This window comes from Streptococcus sp. 1001283B150225_161107_H12, assembly GCF_015552665.1.
Classification (GTDB): domain Bacteria; phylum Bacillota; class Bacilli; order Lactobacillales; family Streptococcaceae; genus Streptococcus.
In genome coordinates this window covers 188017-204158 of the sequence record NZ_JADNFC010000001.1, presented here as the reverse complement: position 1 = coordinate 204158, position 16142 = coordinate 188017, and the positions used below count along the sequence as shown (strand labels likewise).

General features: G+C 41.1%; 15 protein-coding genes and 1 riboswitch. Of the genes, 1 reads left to right on the top strand and 14 read right to left on the bottom strand.

The window, feature by feature from the left end; translation table 11 throughout:
* Window positions 1–5: 5 nt before the first annotated feature.
* The 6 genes from I2C87_RS00915 to I2C87_RS00890 all read right to left on the bottom strand — a co-directional run bounded on the left by I2C87_RS00915 (window position 6) and on the right by I2C87_RS00890 (window position 8484).
* Window positions 6–980 (bottom strand): ABC transporter substrate-binding protein, encoded by a 975-nt coding sequence (locus I2C87_RS00915; protein ID WP_195323686.1) that lies wholly within the window; start codon window positions 978–980, stop codon window positions 6–8.
* A gap of 427 nt (window positions 981–1407) precedes the next feature.
* A complete protein-coding gene (locus I2C87_RS00910; RefSeq protein ID WP_195323685.1) occupies window positions 1408–2382 on the bottom strand; it encodes a hypothetical protein in 975 nt (324 codons plus the stop codon).
* Between the two features lie 271 nt (window positions 2383–2653).
* Complete coding sequence (locus I2C87_RS00905) at window positions 2654–3877, bottom strand: hypothetical protein (protein ID WP_195323684.1); 1224 nt, start codon at window positions 3875–3877, stop codon at window positions 2654–2656.
* A gap of 112 nt (window positions 3878–3989) precedes the next feature.
* On the bottom strand, window positions 3990–5339 hold the full coding sequence (locus I2C87_RS00900; RefSeq protein WP_023027140.1) for a hemolysin family protein: 1350 nt from the start codon (window positions 5337–5339) through the stop codon (window positions 3990–3992).
* Window positions 5340–5443: 104 nt separating this feature from the next.
* The gene (locus tag I2C87_RS00895; RefSeq protein ID WP_195323683.1) at window positions 5444–6925 is read right to left on the bottom strand and encodes a M protein trans-acting positive regulator PRD domain-containing protein; all 1482 of its coding nucleotides are present in this window, start codon (window positions 6923–6925) and stop codon (window positions 5444–5446) included.
* Between the two features lie 431 nt (window positions 6926–7356).
* Window positions 7357–8484 (bottom strand): AI-2E family transporter, encoded by a 1128-nt coding sequence (locus tag I2C87_RS00890; RefSeq protein WP_048715385.1) that lies wholly within the window; start codon window positions 8482–8484, stop codon window positions 7357–7359.
* A 56-nt stretch (window positions 8485–8540) separates the two neighbouring features.
* On the opposite strand from I2C87_RS00890, the gene I2C87_RS00885 reads away from it, so the two are divergent.
* Window positions 8541–9344: an ABC transporter ATP-binding protein gene (locus I2C87_RS00885; RefSeq protein WP_195323682.1), complete on the top strand. Its 804-nt coding sequence runs from the start codon at window positions 8541–8543 to the stop codon at window positions 9342–9344.
* A gap of 79 nt (window positions 9345–9423) precedes the next feature.
* On the opposite strand, the gene I2C87_RS00880 is transcribed toward I2C87_RS00885, so the two are convergent.
* From I2C87_RS00880 to I2C87_RS00845, 8 genes are all read right to left on the bottom strand, one after another.
* Complete coding sequence (locus tag I2C87_RS00880; RefSeq protein ID WP_195323681.1) at window positions 9424–11478, bottom strand: cation:proton antiporter; 2055 nt, start codon at window positions 11476–11478, stop codon at window positions 9424–9426.
* 3 nt (window positions 11479–11481) lie between these two features.
* Entirely contained in the window at window positions 11482–11745 is a 264-nt protein-coding gene (locus I2C87_RS00875; protein ID WP_006595800.1) for a hypothetical protein, read from the bottom strand.
* On the bottom strand, window positions 11738–12295 hold the full coding sequence (locus I2C87_RS00870) for a tRNA (mnm(5)s(2)U34)-methyltransferase (protein WP_195323680.1): 558 nt from the start codon (window positions 12293–12295) through the stop codon (window positions 11738–11740). The genes I2C87_RS00875 and I2C87_RS00870 overlap by 8 nt, the downstream gene beginning before the upstream one ends.
* Before the next feature lie 10 nt (window positions 12296–12305).
* Window positions 12306–13238 carry a TIGR01212 family radical SAM protein gene (locus tag I2C87_RS00865; RefSeq protein ID WP_195323934.1) on the bottom strand — a complete coding sequence of 311 codons (933 nt, stop codon included), beginning with the start codon at window positions 13236–13238 and terminating at the stop codon, window positions 12306–12308.
* Window positions 13239–13261: 23 nt separating this feature from the next.
* On the bottom strand, window positions 13262–13573 hold the full coding sequence (locus I2C87_RS00860; protein WP_048688271.1) for an MGMT family protein: 312 nt from the start codon (window positions 13571–13573) through the stop codon (window positions 13262–13264).
* Window positions 13574–13576: 3 nt separating this feature from the next.
* Complete coding sequence (locus tag I2C87_RS00855; protein WP_195323679.1) at window positions 13577–14227, bottom strand: phosphatase PAP2 family protein; 651 nt, start codon at window positions 14225–14227, stop codon at window positions 13577–13579.
* Window positions 14217–14774 (bottom strand): ECF transporter S component, encoded by a 558-nt coding sequence (locus tag I2C87_RS00850; protein ID WP_195323678.1) that lies wholly within the window; start codon window positions 14772–14774, stop codon window positions 14217–14219. The genes I2C87_RS00855 and I2C87_RS00850 overlap by 11 nt, the downstream gene beginning before the upstream one ends.
* 216 nt (window positions 14775–14990) lie before the next feature.
* Window positions 14991–15225: riboswitch (FMN riboswitch) on the bottom strand.
* Between the two features lie 85 nt (window positions 15226–15310).
* Entirely contained in the window at window positions 15311–15853 is a 543-nt protein-coding gene (locus tag I2C87_RS00845; protein ID WP_048688281.1) for a tRNA (cytidine(34)-2'-O)-methyltransferase, read from the bottom strand.
* Window positions 15854–16142: the final 289 nt, after the last annotated feature.

The following is a 16142-nucleotide window of genomic DNA, read 5'->3' as shown; positions in this document are numbered from 1 at the left end:
ATCTCCTATTTCTTTTCGTTTATACCAGAGAGATCAATCCCTAATTTCTTAGCCATCTCTTTGTTGACATACAATTCTAAATTCTTAGGGGCCTCCACTGCCAGATTGGCTGCCTTTTCCCCTTTCAGGATACGAATCGCCATCCGGGCAGATTGACGCCCTAACTCGGTGTAGTCTGTCCCATAGGTATAAAGCCCTCCTACTTGGGCCATTTCAATCGAACCTCCAATAACTGGAACCTGATGTTTCAAAGACACTTGTTTGATGGTTTCCATTGTGGAAGAAATGATGTTGTCTGTAGGGACAAAGACCATATCGACTTCTGACATCAAACTGTCCGCTGCCGCTTTTACATTATTACTATCTAAGATAGTCTTCTCTACGACACGGTAGCCTTTGGCCTCAAGGACCTTCTTAGCTTCCTCTTTTTGAACGACGGAGTTGGGTTCACTTTGCGTATAGAGGATACCGATTGTCTTAGCTTTTGGCAAAACCTTTTGAATCAGATCGACTTGCGTAGCAATTGCATCTGAAGATTGGTCGCTCGTTCCTGTCACATTGCCACCAGGTTGATCCAAGTTCTTGACCAGCTTGGCAGCCAGAGGATCTGTCACTGCAGAAAAGACTACAGGAGTCGTTTTGCTTGTATTGGCGATACTTTGTGCTGACGGAGTCGCAATGGCAAATACAAGATCACTTTCCTGTGACAATTGATTTGAAATGTTTTTCAAATTTCTCTGCTCCCCTTGGGCATTTTGATAATCAATTTCAATCTCTTCTCCATCCACATAACCTTGTTTGGCTAACTCTTCGACAAAGCCTTTTTGAGTCGCATCTAGAGACTTATGGGTAATATACTGGGAAATCCCAATCTTGATCTTTTGATGCTTAGAGGTCTTCAAATGGTGGAGGGTCAAGAGGGAGGTCATCAGTAGACCAACTACCAGGACTGGTGCAATTAACTTCTTTACAATTTTCATGAAACATGTCTCCTTCTCTAAAACATTCAAACAGAATACAAAAAACCGTTTAGATGATTCTAAACGGTTGGTATCATTCCTCACAAACTTAAAAGTATGCCAGCATTGCCGTCCATTTAGATATCATCTATATGGACCACAATCAAAAATCTTAGCCACATAGATACAAACAAATTGCTCGTTTCGTTTGCATCCATGAGTTCATGTCTACAAACATTATCTAAAGTAGCTAAAGTAAAAGTTTTGATTCAACAATGCGGAGTTCGTGTTTTTCATAAGATTCTGCTTTCGTTTTTTTATGTTGACTATCTTACCGAAAATTTTTCAAGCTGTCAAGCCTAAATTCAGAATTTTTTTAATTATCTTATTTTTTTCTACGTATATCAACAAAAAAGTGCCCGATTAGGGCACAAAATGAGCGAATATCTTATTTTTTGAAGGTGTATTTAAAATCATCCTCTTCATTCTGATAAACCGTTAACGTTCCGTTTACCAATTTATATTTGAGATTGTATTGCATTACAAAGTTTCCACCACTATTTACAAGAAATTCATGAGTTTTTTCAGATAACTCGCCTTCAAATAGCACCATATCAATGGTTCCTTTTTTAACATCAATTTCAACTCCTATTTCCTTCAAGTAACCCCATTTGCTTCGTTCCTCAATGTACTCCAATGCATTCTCCATAGAATACAAATAACTTTTATCGCCTTCAAGGAGTTTTTTTGCTGCTCCTTTAAAATCAACTTTTCCTGATGTAGAAATTTTTACTTTGTTACCCTCTACTTCCACAATCATTTCGACATCTTTAATAAATTCACTAGAGATATCTAAAGTCGAGGTGAAACTTTCTTTAAAACCAGATGTCATTTCTTTCTTCAGTTCAGGAGTAGCTGACCATTTCCCTTGAATACTATTAGGATTTTTAGCAAATAAGAAAAATGCAAGCACAGATAAAACTGCAACGGCGACAAGACTACATAATCCAATAATCAGCCCTTTCTTAGACTTCTTACCGGGTATTGGGGCTTGTCCCATATATGAGGAATTAGTCTGGTAATTCAGTTGCCCATTGTTTGGATAACCTCCCTGCATCTGAGCATTGTTATAGGATGTGAAAGGCACTCCTGCTTGAGCCGACTCCTGAACAGGAGCTTGTGGCTGAGTTCCACCTTGCCCAAAAGCTTGTCCTTGATGTTGAAACGGACTTGTTCCACCTTGGTATTGATTTGAAGTTGGGCTTGCACCTCCAAATGGAGATTGAATTGAATTTACGGGCGTATTCGGTGTCGCTTGTGTTTTTGGACTTCCAAATTGACCAAAAAGCTGTTGGAATTCCTCCTGATTGGCCAGTCGACCATGGACTCTCTCGAACTCTGCTAACCATTCTTCTGGTTTCATGACTATCACCTTCTAACCTTTACTTATTTTATTATAAAGGAAATTCATAGGAGAAGCAAACCCTACTAAAATGAGTATAAAAATCAGGAAAAACCCTGATTTTATGGCTCTATAATTTCTGTAGTGGATAAAACTACCATAGGAATTATGGAGCCTATTTTGTTGTAAAAAACAAGAACATCAAAAAGGAGAGAACCAAGTTGGTCCTCTCCAGGTTATAACTTTTCATCAACCCACTACAGTTGACAAAGAGCCTAAATAAGCGAATATCTTATTTTTTAAAGGAGTATTCAATTCCATAATCATTTCCATCCACGGAAACTTTCAGCGTTCCATTTTCAATTTTATACTTGAGATCGTATTTAAGGAAATGACTCGCATCTTCATCCTGAATGAATCGGTGATCTTTTTCATCCACCTCACCTTCAAAGGCTACCATTTTAAGAGTGCCTTTTTTCACATCGATTTCAAGTCCCATATCCTCTAAATAGGAATTCTCACTGTTTTCTTGGATATAGTCTAAGGCATCCTCAACAGAGTAAAAATCATTGTCCCCATCATCATAGAGTTCCTTTGCAGCTCCCTTGAAATCAATCTTACCAATCACACTGATGGTTACTTTTTTCCCCTTTACCTCTAGGATCATATCCATATCTTTTACAAATTCACTAGAAATATCTGATGTAGTAGAGAAAGTGCCTGCAAAAGCAGACTTCATTGTCTTTTTCATTTCAGGAGTAGCCGACCATTTTCCTTGAATACTATTTGGATTTTTAGTAAAAAAGAAAAATGCAAGCACAGATAAAACTGCAACAGCAACAAGACTACATAAACCAATAATCAGCCCTTTTTTAGACTTCTTACCTGGCATTGGAGCTTGTCCCATATATGGGGAACTAGCCTGGTAATTCAGTTGCCCATTGTTTGGGTAGCCTCCCTGCATCTGAGTGTTGTTATAAGATGCGAAGGGCGCTCCTGTTTGAGCCGCCTCCTGAACAGGAGCTTGTGGCTGAGTTCCACCTTGCCCAAAAGCTTGTTCTTGATGTTGATACTGACTTGCTCCACCTTGGAATTGATTTGGAGCTGGGCTTGCACCTCCAAATGGGGCTTGGGCCGGAGATGGACCTCCGAACTGTGCTTGTTCTGGTGATGGCGTCACACCTCCAAACTGTGTTTGCTCTGAAGTTGGCGCTGCTCCTCCAAATGGCGTTTGCTCTGGAGTTGGCGCTGCATCTCCGAACTGTGTTTGTTCTGGGGCTGGCGCTGCTCCTCCAAATTTAGCTTGTTCTGGAAACGGTAAGGGGCCTCCAAATTGTCCTTGATTGGAAACAGGTGCTGCACCTTCAAATGGAGATTGGATTGGGTTTACGGGCGTATTCGGTGTCGTTTGTGTTTCTGGACTTCCAAACGTACCAAAAGCCTGTTGGATTTCTTCCTGATTGGCCGGTCGACCATGAACCCTCTCAAACTCTGCTAACCATTCTTCTTGTTTCATTGTGATCTCCTTCTAACCTTTAGTTATTTTATTATAAAGGAATTTCATGAGAGATGCAAATCCGTCTAAAATGAGCATAAAAAAATCAGGGAAACTCCCTGATTTGATGTTCTTATTCTTGACCTTTTGTCGCTTGCTCATCTTCATCGACTAGGTCACTGACCTCAACCTTCACCTTGGTGACACGACCATTTTTTACCTTATCATTTGTAAGGATCAGATGCTTCTTCATACTGTCTACTTCAAAACTCAAGCGTTCCTTGTGACCTGGAATCCGTCCGACACCAGTCAGGTAGTAGCCTGCAATGGTATCCACATCATCACTTTCCAACTTCACATCAAAATACTCATTGAAGTCATTTAGGGTCACAATCCCCTGCACAATATAGAGGTTGGGTTCAATTTCAAATACGTCATTTTCAGCCTTATCGGTCTCATCATCAATTTCACCGACGATTTCCTCAAGAAGGTCCTCCAAGGTTACCAGACCAGCCATTCCTCCATACTCATCAAGCAAAATGGCCATCTGATTTTGTGTATTCCGGAGCTCCTTCAAAAGATCATCCACAAAGATCGTTTCCGGTACAAATAGTGGTTCCTGAAGGATCTTGCGAAGAGCGATGTTATCAAATCCATTCACAAAACCTTCATTAAGCAAACGTTTGGTATGGATCAGACCAATGACATTGTCCTTGTCATCATCATAGACAGGAATACGAGAAAAATTCTGCTTTAAGATACTTTCGATGATTTCTCTGGTATCATCTTGGATATCCACCATAAAGGCATCCGTACGAGGAACCATTAGCTCACGCGCCATCAGCTCATCTAGTGAAAAGACTCCTTGCAACATTTCAATCTCGTCAGCATCCAGACTTGTTTCACTCTTAGCCAGCATATAGGCAATCTCATCTCGTGACATCTCTTCGTCTGCATCATCAAATTGCATAGGGGTCAGACGACTGACCAGATTGGTTGATGCCGATAAGAGCCAGACAAAGGGGCTAACGATTTTTCCTAGTAAAATCACAATTGGAGCCGTTCGAATAGCCAAGCTATCTTTCAGATTCATGGCAATACGCTTCGGATATAACTCACCAAATACAATTGAAATATAGGTCAGAAAAGCCAGTGAGAGGAAGCTAGCTATCGCACGTGCTGTCTCCGTATTTCCCATCCAAGAAGCGATAACTTTCCCAAGATCATCAGCTAGGCTTGCCCCAGACAAGATGGTAATCAAGGTAATACCAACCTGAATCGTAGATAAAAAGTGGTTGGGATTTTCCAATACCTTTAAGAGACGAATATATTTTTTATCGCCTTCCTCAGCCTTTTGCTCTACGCGAGAACGGTTCAGCGATACCATCGACATCTCCGTTGCAGAGAAAAATGCATTTAATAAGGTCAATACAAATAGTAAAACAAATTGCAGTATTAAATCCTGACTGCCAGGGTCTTCCATGGATATTCTCCTCAATGTATAGTAATAATGCCCATTATATCATATTTTTTAAAATGGTGCATAGTTGCAAAAATTTCCCTCCTAAAAGAGGAGGGAAGGCTCAGTTATACTCCATAACGTGTAAAATCATAAAAGAGTACATTCAGTTTTTCTACAAGTTCCAAAAGGGTCAAACTACTTGTACAAATAAATTTTTTCCCTTTGATATTCGGAATCATAAAGTTGGCAACAATGACATCATATTCGGTATGCTCTAGTTCATGAAGATTAAAGTCATGCTTGATGACCTGTGAAAATTCAAAGTTATCCGTACAATAGAATTTTAAGAAATCAATCATGGACTTGGCATGATGGTCATCGTATCGGCTAATGATTAAGACTTTGACAGCTGTCCGTCTCCTTAATAGTTGAGGCAATAGATTTTCCCAATGTGAAAATACGGTATAAATCTGATGCTTGAGGTTTTCAGGATTTTCATGAAAGCCCATCTCTTTAAGATAGTGATACAAACCAGTTTCAACATCCTGATAAAATTTAGGGAAGAGGGTTCGATAATCCTCATTGGTATAGCTCTTGGTATCATAGAGAAGAAATTCACCAAAGATTTCACGCCGCTCCAAATAGGCAGTGTTGTGAATATGCATGATCATCTCTTCATAATTCTCAAGTTCTAAACCATAAGATTCACTCAGGTGATCAAGAAATTGAGAGGCTAAAATATAGGATTTTTTTGTAACAGCATCTTCCTCAGTAGCGTCGATCAAATCCTGTGGAGTAAAATAGAAGCGTTTCTGTAGGAAGATAATAAAGAGCTGTTCAATGGTTTCTTCATTAAATTCTACACCCAGCTGCAAACCAAAATAACGAAGCATCTCATTGATTTTTGGGAGCTCTTGATAGAGATAGGCGTATTGTTCAAAATTATTGGCCCCTTCAATTCGATAACCTTGCTTAATCCGGTATAGGTAGACCGTCAGCATAATTTTATAGGAATGGAAGATCGAATAAGTCAGTGGGATTTCTGTCAATTTATAGAAGAAGGTGATGAAATCAATAATGACTTGCTCTCTGATATCTGGAAATGGCCACTCTAAATAATAATACCGCTCTGCAAAATACTGGGAATAGAAAAATCGAATATCGACTTCATCCCCCACAACATTTAGAGGATTCAAGGTGATTCGAATATTGTACTTTTCCTGAATAATTTGGTTGATATTTCGAATCAAGCGATAAAATGATTGCTGGCTGAGATTATACCGTCTACAAATTAAGTCACTGGAAACATCCTTATGGAAGAACAAGTATTCCAAGAGGGAGAAAGCTGTAGATTCTTTAAAGAAGTGATGATAGACCACCTCAATCCCAATCGAATCGTCATAGCTAATCTTAATACCATTTGTCGAAGATTCAATCAAAAATTCATTAAAGACCGTCCGTAAATTTGAAAGATCCTCCTTTAATGACCGCTCTGTACAATCTAACATTTCAGCGAGTTCCTTCAAATGAAACCAGCGCTTTTCACGAATTAATGTTTCTAGCAAACGCATTTGGCGTCGCTGCTTTTTGGCAAGCAATTCTATCATCTTATAGAAACTCCTTGATTTTGTATCATTACTAATTCATTATAACATATTTTCTTAAAGGAAAGCTAAAACTTTAAGATTCAAGTACTTAGCTTATCCTGTTTAAGTCCATACTCAAAAAGGAATGGTCACCCATTCCTTTTTTAATGTAGACATACTATTGTTTTACATAAAACAGCTAGATAATTTTCAAAAAATGACTCTTATTTTTTGAGTCATTCAAGTAGAGCTAAAACTTTCCGCTGTGAGAAAAGTGCCTGAAACAATTATGTTTCAGGCACTCGGAATTATTGAGACCTTAGGCTCAATAATTAGTCATGGAACTTCGACGAAGTTCGCTGACGTCCCTACTCACCTAAGGAAAGTTTTTTTAGAAGACTTTATCTTCAATTTGAAAGGAATGGTCACCCATTCCCTTCTCGTTTATTCTGTTAGGATTTATTGATGATTCCATACTCTTCTTGCTTGCGCTGTTCCTTTGTCTTTTTATGATTTTCATACAAGGCCACGAGGAATTTCACGATCTCTTTACCGATCGAATAAACCGGAATGGCCACAACCATCCCAATCACACCATAGATGTTACTGGATAAGAGCAAGAGGACCATGATGGTAATGGGATGCACCTTCATCACCCCTCCCACAATCCGAGGGTAGAGGATATTTCCGTCAATCTGTTGGACGATGAGCATGAAGATAACAGCTTTGATCATCATATTGAAATCCGTGAAGGCATAGGTAACCACCATAGGAATCAAGCCAATCGTCGGTCCAATGTAAGGAATGAGGTTAGCCAAGGCTGAGAAAATCGCAAAGACCAAGGCATACTTCAAACCGATAAAACTGTAGCCAATAAAGGCTAAAGTCCCGATGATTAAAGCATCGATAGAAATCCCACTAATATAGCGAGAAACTGTTTGGTTGAGACTCACTAAGAGAGAGGTAATATTCCGCCGGTCATTTTTCAGGATGGTCCGCTCTAACATCGGTAGTAGTTTTTTCCCATCAATCAAGAAGTAAACCAGGAATATCGGTGTCATCACCAGAATGAAGAGTGTATTGACAATCGTTGACACAACACTACCTAAACTATTGGTCACACTGTTTAAGATATTTTGTAGAATATCCACATAAGATAGGTTTAACTGCTGAATGGTTGATTGGATATTGATACTCTGAAAGGCTGGATTCTTTGATAACTTCGTCACAAAACTTTGCACTTCCCAATACAAGCCTTGGGTTGAATTAATCAAGCTTGTCAACTGGTTGATCAAAATAGGCAGGATATAAACAATCCCATAAATAATCAATCCAAAAAGGGTTACCAAGGTTAATAGAATACCCAAAATTCGATTCAGATGAAATTTCTTTTCCAAAAATTCTACGATTGGATTGGTGATGTAGTACAAGAAACCAGCAATCAAAAATGGAAGAATAATGGTATTCAGAACGGATACAAAGGGAGAGATCAGGCTTCCCATACTTCCCCAAATATAGAATATAATTGTTAATAATAGGACTTCACAGGTCCAGAAAAATAATTTACTTTTATGAAACATCCCTTTCCTCCTATCTGCTATTTTATCATATTTATGGTAAAATAGAGAATATTTTTATGAAGGTTAAAAAGATGAAAGAAAGATTAATTGAACTGAAAGACGTCACTCTCAGAAAAGAAGGAAAAAATCTCCTTTCCCGTTTGAATTGGACCGTCAATAAAGGGGAAACCTGGGCCATCCTTGGACTGAATGGTGCTGGCAAATCGACCCTACTCCGTCTCCTAATGGCGGAATATTGGAAAACGGAAGGGGAGGTTTCTGTCCTTGGAACACAATTTGGACAAGGGGGCATTCCGGAACTTCGTAAGCGAATCGGAGTGGTCAGCTCCTTTATTTCTGAGCGCATCCCTGAATCTCTATCCCCAGAAGAAATCGTCCTCACTGGAAAATACAAGAGTAGCATTCTCTATGCAGCTTATGGAGAAAAAGAACTCGAGGAGGCACGATCCATGTTGCGTCGCATCGGTGCTGCTTCTTTAATCGGGCGAAAATACCGGACCCTCTCTCAAGGGGAAAAACAGACGATTCTTATCGCCCGCAGTCTCATGGAAGAACCCGATCTTCTCATCTTTGACGAAGCCTCCAGTGGGCTTGACTTATTTGCTAGGGAAGCGATTTTTCAGCTGATCCAACAGATCAAGCAGATGGAAAAGGCACCGACCATTCTCTTTGTCACCCACCATGCAGAGGAAATCACCAAGTCCTTTAGCCATGTCCTTCTCCTCAAGGAGGGACAAAGTTTTGCCCAAGGACCTAAGGAGGAAATTCTCACCCAAGAAACGCTATCAGCCTTTTACGGAGGACAAGTCCAGCTAATTCCAATCGGAGAAGACCGCTACTACATCCAGCCAGACCAGTAAAAAACTACTAAGATTTAAAATAAAGAGATTGGGACAAGCGTCACCAATCTCTTTTCTTCTATTTAGCTGGAAACCATTTTTACCGATTTCGAGCATAATTGATCATGTCATAAGGAAGAGTATTGGCACTTTCTCTTAAGGAATAGTTTTCCAATTCGTTGACATTTTGGCGCATGCGACGCGCATACTTGGCCGAAATCAAGTGCTGCTCCTCATATTCGAAAATCAATTTTCTCTCTAAGTAATAGCCTCTTAGCATCTCGTCAATATTATTGGGCTTGATGCGATTGATAACCCGCTCTACAAAAGCACCACTAGTAATCAACGATGTTTCCCGCAGACGAGATTCTTGAAGGAAGGAAATCAAGGTACTCCGATAAATCCCTTTTAGGTTTTCCAAACTCTCGATAATGATTTCCGTATTGGCCAGATACAAGGCAGCAATCTGGTCATAGTCGATGGCTTCAAGCTTGTAATTCTCTCCGTTTTTCCATGCCCGAATACCGGATCCAAAGGTCACAAGCTCGTGCAACAGCAGTCGGAGCAAGCGGAAGAGCACCAAGAAATAATAGGTCAGGCGCGATGACAGATTGCGGTTGACCTTCTGCTCCATGGATCGAAGATAACGTTGATAGACATGGTAACTTCTATCTCGAATCTTTCCTTCTTCATAAGCCTGTTCCAAGCCATCATTCTCGATACTGAGAATAAGGAGTTTCAGTTGTTCCCAGTCTCTTTGAGTCGCTTTATCCTCCTGATTGAGAATCATATTTTCTATCCGTCCATGATAATTATCAATCGCCGCGTATAAAGGACCCTTCTGCTTGGTCACCGTCAACTCTTTCTCCAATAGCATGACGACATCATTCAAGATAGCAATATGCATCAAATGATCATTGGATTCCTCTTTGTCCTCGGATAGTTTTGGGAGGACGAGAAGTCCGATTAAGAAACTACACAAGGTGACCCCTGCTACTAAAAACAAGAGAACTGGATATTCTGCTTCTAGATGCGTCGGTATCAAGAGAATGGTCGCAATTGACACTGTTCCTTTGACCCCTGAAAAGGTCAACAAGAGGGCATCTTTCAGATACTTATCAATGGATTTTTTCAATCGGAAACCCCGATACCAGTAAAATCCATACACCATCAAAAAGCGAATCAGGAACAAGAGCCCCGTCAATAAGAGAACAGTCACAATCAAGAGCAGATTGTTGTAAAAGGGAGTCCTCAAAATTGGCTCAGAAATCATCTCCAGCTCCATCCCCAAGAGGACAAAGACAGACCCATTGAGGACAAAATTGACTGTATTCCATACCGTATGCGTGACCGTATCCACCTTGGCTTCTAGTAGGGTAATTTTCTTAAACCGACTAGCCTTTAGGATCCCAGCTACGACAACCGCAATAATCCCTGATACATGGATCTCTTCTGCGATAAAGAAGGTCAGTAAGGGGAGACTCAATTCTAAAATGAGTTCACTGGCAATATCCGTTGCCCGAACACTGAGCAGTAATTTTTGAAGCCCACGGTTGACAGCAGCTGTCACAATCCCGACCGCAAACCCTCCTAAAATAGAGATGACCAAGTCCCAACTAGCTTGGCCCAAGGAAAAGACTCCAGTGGTCCATGCAGCTAGAGCCACACGAAAGGCCACCAAACCTGAAGCATCATTGAGCAAGCCCTCTCCTTTTAGAATGTTGGAGATTCGTTTTGGAAAGGTAAAGCGTTCCGAAAGGGAGGCAAAAGCCACCAAATCAGTCGGCCCGAGCGCTGCCCCTACTGCCATACAGGCCGCTAGTGGAATTCCTAGCCACAAGAGATGGGCCAACCACCCCAAGCTAAGGGTCGAAATAAAAATAACTGGGAAGATTAAAAAGGCGATGATGCGCCAGTGCTTCAGAATCGAGGTAATGTCTGCTTCTTCTGCCTCTCGAAAGAGGAGCGGTCCAATAACCAAGGCCAAAAAGAGCTCGGTATCTAAGTGGTACTCCGAATTGGGTAAGAGAAAGCCAATCCCAATCCCCAATAATATCTGGATCAAAGGGAGGGGCAAGGTAGGAATCAACTTATTAGTCGCATTGGAGACAATCAGGATTAAGGAAAAGACAATGGCGTATACAAGAATCTCCATCCCTTATCCTCCTGATCGTTGGTTACAACAGTCCTCAAAGAGTTGCTTTTGTTCTTGGATCTTTTGATCAATCTTTGTCAGATCCTTGTGCTCAATTTTCTTCTGGCAACGTTCCATTTCAAGAGAAACCAGCTTCTTCTTGATTTTGATCATCTTTTTGCTCATCCGTGCTTCATCTAAAAAACCAACGGCACGTTCATGAGAGGTAGACTCCACAAAATCGTGGCGAAGAGCATCAATTTTATTTTTTAAAAATTCTTTATCCATGGCGATAACTTTCTAATTTTTCGATCATGACCAAAAATGGGGGATGATTGATCTGGTTCAGGGTCCGGTAACTAGTGACCGTAAATTCTTGTTGAGGCAGTTGGGAGACAAACTCCAAGACAGCATCCTTCTCGAGATCCCCACCCTCATGACCATAATAGATCATAATGGCTATTCGCCCTCCCTTGATCAAGCGGTGACAGAGTTTATCAATGGCTTGGATCGTTGTTTTAGGCTGGGTAATAATCGACTTGTCTGCTGAAGGAAGATAGCCTAAGTTGAAGATAGCCGCCTTGACCTGGTCCACATAGTGATCTACTTCTTCATGCCCCTTTAAAAGAAGATGGGCATTGGAGAGCCCAGCTTCTTCCAAGCGCTTTTGCGTATGGACCAAGGCCTGTTCTTGAATATCAAATGCATAGACTTCTTTGGCTAGTTTTGCCAAGAAAAGGGTATCATGCCCATTTCCCATGGTCGCATCAACCACAGTATCTTGATCTGTAATGATCTCCCTAAGAAAATCATGGGCCATCTCTAATGGTCGCAACATGCTACTCCTCCTATTTTCCTACTTTACAACCTTGAACACTTCCACGACGACGCATCTCAGCTTCAATGGCATTCAGTACTTCCCACTTATTGAGACTCCACATCGGTCCTATCAACATTTCGCGTGGAGCATCTCCTGTAATCCGGTGGATGACGATTTCCTTGGGAATGATCTCCAGTTGGTCACAGATAACCGACACGTATTCCTCCTGACTCATCAATTGCAATCGTCCTTCATGGTAGTCTCGTTGCATCCGGGTATTGGTCATGAGATGGAGCAGGTGCAATTTAATGCCCTGGATATCGTTGTCTGTTACACAACGACGGACATTCTCCACCATCATCTCATGCGTCTCCCCAGGAAGACCGTTGATTAAATGTGAAACAATCTCTGCCTTAGGGACCTGTTGGCGAATCCGCTTCACCGTTTCCACATAAAGTTCATAGCTATGGGCTCGGTTGATCAATTCAGATGTCGTTTCATAAGTCGTCTGCAAGCCTAGCTCAATAGTCACATGCATGCGATCTGTCAATTCTGCTAGATAGGCCAACGTTTCATCCGGCAAGCAGTCTGGTCGTGTCCCGATGTTAATCCCTACGACACCTGGTTCATTGATGGCTTGCTCATAGCGCTCCCGAATGACATCGACGGATTCATGCGTATTAGTGAAATTTTGAAAATAGACCAAATACTTTTTGACGTCGGGCCATTTGCGGTGCATAAAATCAATTTCTTTGTAAAACTGATCCCGAATAGGGGCATCTGGTGCTACGATGGCATCCCCAGAGCCAGAAACTGTACAAAAAGTACAGCCCCCTCGAGCAACAGTTCCATCACGATTGGGACAGTCAAAGCCCGCATCGATTGGGACTTTGAAGGTCTTTTCTCCAAATAAAGTTCGGTAATAATCATTTAAGGTCGTATAGGATTTCATACCCCTCATTATAGCAAAAAAGCAGAGTGAACTCAAAGTTGAGTCTCCTCTGCTTTCCATTTGTATTTTTTAAGATCCACACAACCGTTGGATTTGCATTCCACCCCTTCTGCCCAGAGAAGCGTGCCTTGCTCTTCCCAATCAGGAGCCAGGCGACCAGTAGAGGTCACGACCCGATGACAGGGATAGGTCACAGCTTTTGTAGAAGTAGCCAAGACCTTGCCGACCTGGCGGGCGTGACGAGGATAGCCAATGAGTTGGGCAATTTGACCATAGGTGGCCACACATCCCAGGGGAATCTGAGCAACGACCTTTAGGACCTTTTCTTCAAATAAATCGTTCATGCTTTATTTCTGCTTACTCTTAAAGCGCCATTCAAAACGCAAACGGTCGTAATAAGGAAAGACCATTTGCAACAAACCAAATCCCAAAAGCATACTTCCTGTGACGTCTGTCGGGTAATGAACCCCAACATAGACACGTGATACAACGATGGTCACCATACAAAGAAAGAGGGCAATCTGAGCCAGGACTTTCCCGACTTGAGAGGTCATCCGTTGCCCTACCACAATGATCAAACTACCGAAGACCAGGGTGGCTGCCAAGGAGTGGCCACTTGGAAAAGAATAGCCCCCTTCTTGGACCAAATGTTGAAGTGCTGGTCGTGGGCGTAAATAGATGTGTTTCAGGATTACCACGAGTAATCCAGTTGTAACCAAACTCCCGGTGAGGAGGAGGGCCTCCGTATACCATTTCTTCCAGACAAAGAAGAGGACAATGACGCCAACCCAGGATGCAACAACGGGTGTGTTCATCAGCACTGTTACACGGGTAAAGAAGGCTGTCAAATAGGCTGGTAAATCCCCGCGAATAGCCGATTGAATCGGTTGATCGATTCCGACTAAATTTTCAGGATAAAATTTGACTACATAGCCCAGAATCATAAATAACAAAAGGGCAAAAGAGCCCTTTAAAAAATGAGATTGTTTATTTTTCATAGATTTTAAGTAGGGGCTGTACGACAGTGTATACCATCCAGAAGGTCACAGCCCAAATCAGTCCTTCTATTAGATTAAAGGGAACAACCATACTGAGAAGATACTTTTCAACTCCGACCATCTTTGCTATGTCAAAACCAACAAATTTAGCATAGAGAGGGATGGCATAATAGTAATTGACCAGGAGCATGGAAATGGTTAAACCAATGGTCCCAACTAGACTAGCAATCACAAACCGAACCTGGTTTTTCTTCTTATTCCAAATGACTGCAAATGCTAAGACAAAGACTAAGACAGCAATTATGTTAACTGGTAAGCCAACCAAGGTCTCAGCTCCTCGACCATTCAAAACCAACTTGAGAACCGATCGAATCAAAACCACCACAACTGAGCTCTTCAAATCTAATAGAACTAAGGCGAGTAAGATTGGAATCGTACTAAAGTCAACCTTTAAAAAATCAATCCCTATTGATAGTTGATAAAACATCAATAGAAAAGAAAGTGCAGATAAAACAGCCACTAGGGTCAGTTTACGAGTATTTGTCATCACAGGTTCCTCCAATTTTTACTAAAATTAGAAGAAGTTGGAAAGATTCCCTTAACCTTATTCTATTTCAATCGTTTTAAAGAAAACTTAAACAGTTCCTTGGTACTTGATTAAAAAAGCCCTGATGCTACAAGTAAAAAGCGCAAAGACTAATTTCTTATAAAATCAACAAAATTTCCATCAAGTCCATCGTCAAAAAGAACAGGTTTGTTCCTCTCTCGTCTTCTCCCATCCAGACTATACTGTCGGTTGTGGAGTCACACCACATCAGCTTGCGCTCGCGGACTTCTTTTAGACTATGGAAATGGAGATTTTTCTTTTAGACGAGGCGACAAGCTCTAGGCATAACTTCTAGTTAGGCAAAGCTTGGCAACAAAGTAGAAAAGGAAAAGAGCATTTCCTAGTAAAAGTCACCGCCGGTCGGGAATTACACCCTGCCCTGAAGACTCCTTAATCATAACAAAAAACACCTGCTATTGCAAGTGTTTTGTAATATCAAAAGTTACAACGAAACTCCTTTTGTAAAGAGTCTCTTCCTACTTCAACTTATCTCCCTCATACTGATGGACCAGCTCTAAGCCTGCAAACTCCTGTTGTCTGAGGGCTTCATAAACAATCATACAAACGGTATTGGAGACATTCAAGCTTCGAACATGCTCATCATTCATCGGAATCCGAATCGCCTTTTCAGCATGAAGCCGCATAAAATCCTCTGGTAAGCCTTTGTCCTCACGACCAAAAATGAAATAATGTTCTGCATCATCATTATAATCCACATCCGAATAGGTCTGATCAGCAAATTTTGAAACCAGGTGGACCTTTCCTCCAGCTGCAGCCTCCATAAATTCATCCAAGCTGTCGTAAAAGCGAACATCCAACTTATCCCAATAATCCAGTCCCGCACGTTTCATCTTCCGATCATCGATAGGAAAAGCCATGGGCCGAATGATGTGAAGGGGGGCATTGGTTGCTGCACAAGTACGAGCAATGTTCCCTGTGTTTTGGGGAATTTGAGGTTGATAGAGAACTACATGGTTTTTTGATTTGGTTTCTGTATAAGCTAATTCTTCAATATTCATCACGATCTCATTTCTGGCAAAAAAATAGCCACACTGCCCGGAGTCAAGCTCAGCAAACAGCGTGGTTACGACTTCATTAACTTAACTCACAACAGGTTTGAGGTAAATCAATGAGGTTACTGTATCAGTATACCACTTTCATGCCTCCTGTCAACTATTTCGACAAAAAAATTTCACTTTTTTACATTCTCTTTCATGTAGTTTAGAGAATCTGCCCCTTTATGCCCTATTTCCACCATTAAGAGGTGATTTTTTTTTGAAAATAGAGTAAGATAGAATCATACTTTGG

Bases quoted from the DNA above. Each gene is read 5' to 3' on its own strand.
- I2C87_RS00915 (WP_195323686.1), bottom strand. From the start codon at position 980: ATGAAAATTGTAAAGAAGTTAATTGCACCAGTCCTGGTAGTTGGTCTA.
- I2C87_RS00910 (WP_195323685.1), bottom strand. From the start codon at position 2,382: ATGAAACCAGAAGAATGGTTAGCAGAGTTCGAGAGAGTCCATGGTCGA.
- I2C87_RS00905 (WP_195323684.1), bottom strand. From the start codon at position 3,877: ATGAAACAAGAAGAATGGTTAGCAGAGTTTGAGAGGGTTCATGGTCGA.
- I2C87_RS00900 (WP_023027140.1), bottom strand. From the start codon at position 5,339: ATGGAAGACCCTGGCAGTCAGGATTTAATACTGCAATTTGTTTTACTA.
- I2C87_RS00895 (WP_195323683.1), bottom strand. From the start codon at position 6,925: ATGATAGAATTGCTTGCCAAAAAGCAGCGACGCCAAATGCGTTTGCTA.
- I2C87_RS00890 (WP_048715385.1), bottom strand. From the start codon at position 8,484: ATGTTTCATAAAAGTAAATTATTTTTCTGGACCTGTGAAGTCCTATTA.
- I2C87_RS00885 (WP_195323682.1), top strand. From the start codon at position 8,541: ATGAAGGTTAAAAAGATGAAAGAAAGATTAATTGAACTGAAAGACGTC.
- I2C87_RS00880 (WP_195323681.1), bottom strand. From the start codon at position 11,478: ATGGAGATTCTTGTATACGCCATTGTCTTTTCCTTAATCCTGATTGTC.
- I2C87_RS00875 (WP_006595800.1), bottom strand. From the start codon at position 11,745: ATGGATAAAGAATTTTTAAAAAATAAAATTGATGCTCTTCGCCACGAT.
- I2C87_RS00870 (WP_195323680.1), bottom strand. From the start codon at position 12,295: ATGTTGCGACCATTAGAGATGGCCCATGATTTTCTTAGGGAGATCATT.
- I2C87_RS00865 (WP_195323934.1), bottom strand. From the start codon at position 13,238: ATGAGGGGTATGAAATCCTATACGACCTTAAATGATTATTACCGAACT.
- I2C87_RS00860 (WP_048688271.1), bottom strand. From the start codon at position 13,573: ATGAACGATTTATTTGAAGAAAAGGTCCTAAAGGTCGTTGCTCAGATT.
- I2C87_RS00855 (WP_195323679.1), bottom strand. From the start codon at position 14,227: ATGAAAAATAAACAATCTCATTTTTTAAAGGGCTCTTTTGCCCTTTTG.
- I2C87_RS00850 (WP_195323678.1), bottom strand. From the start codon at position 14,774: ATGACAAATACTCGTAAACTGACCCTAGTGGCTGTTTTATCTGCACTT.
- I2C87_RS00845 (WP_048688281.1), bottom strand. From the start codon at position 15,853: ATGAATATTGAAGAATTAGCTTATACAGAAACCAAATCAAAAAACCAT.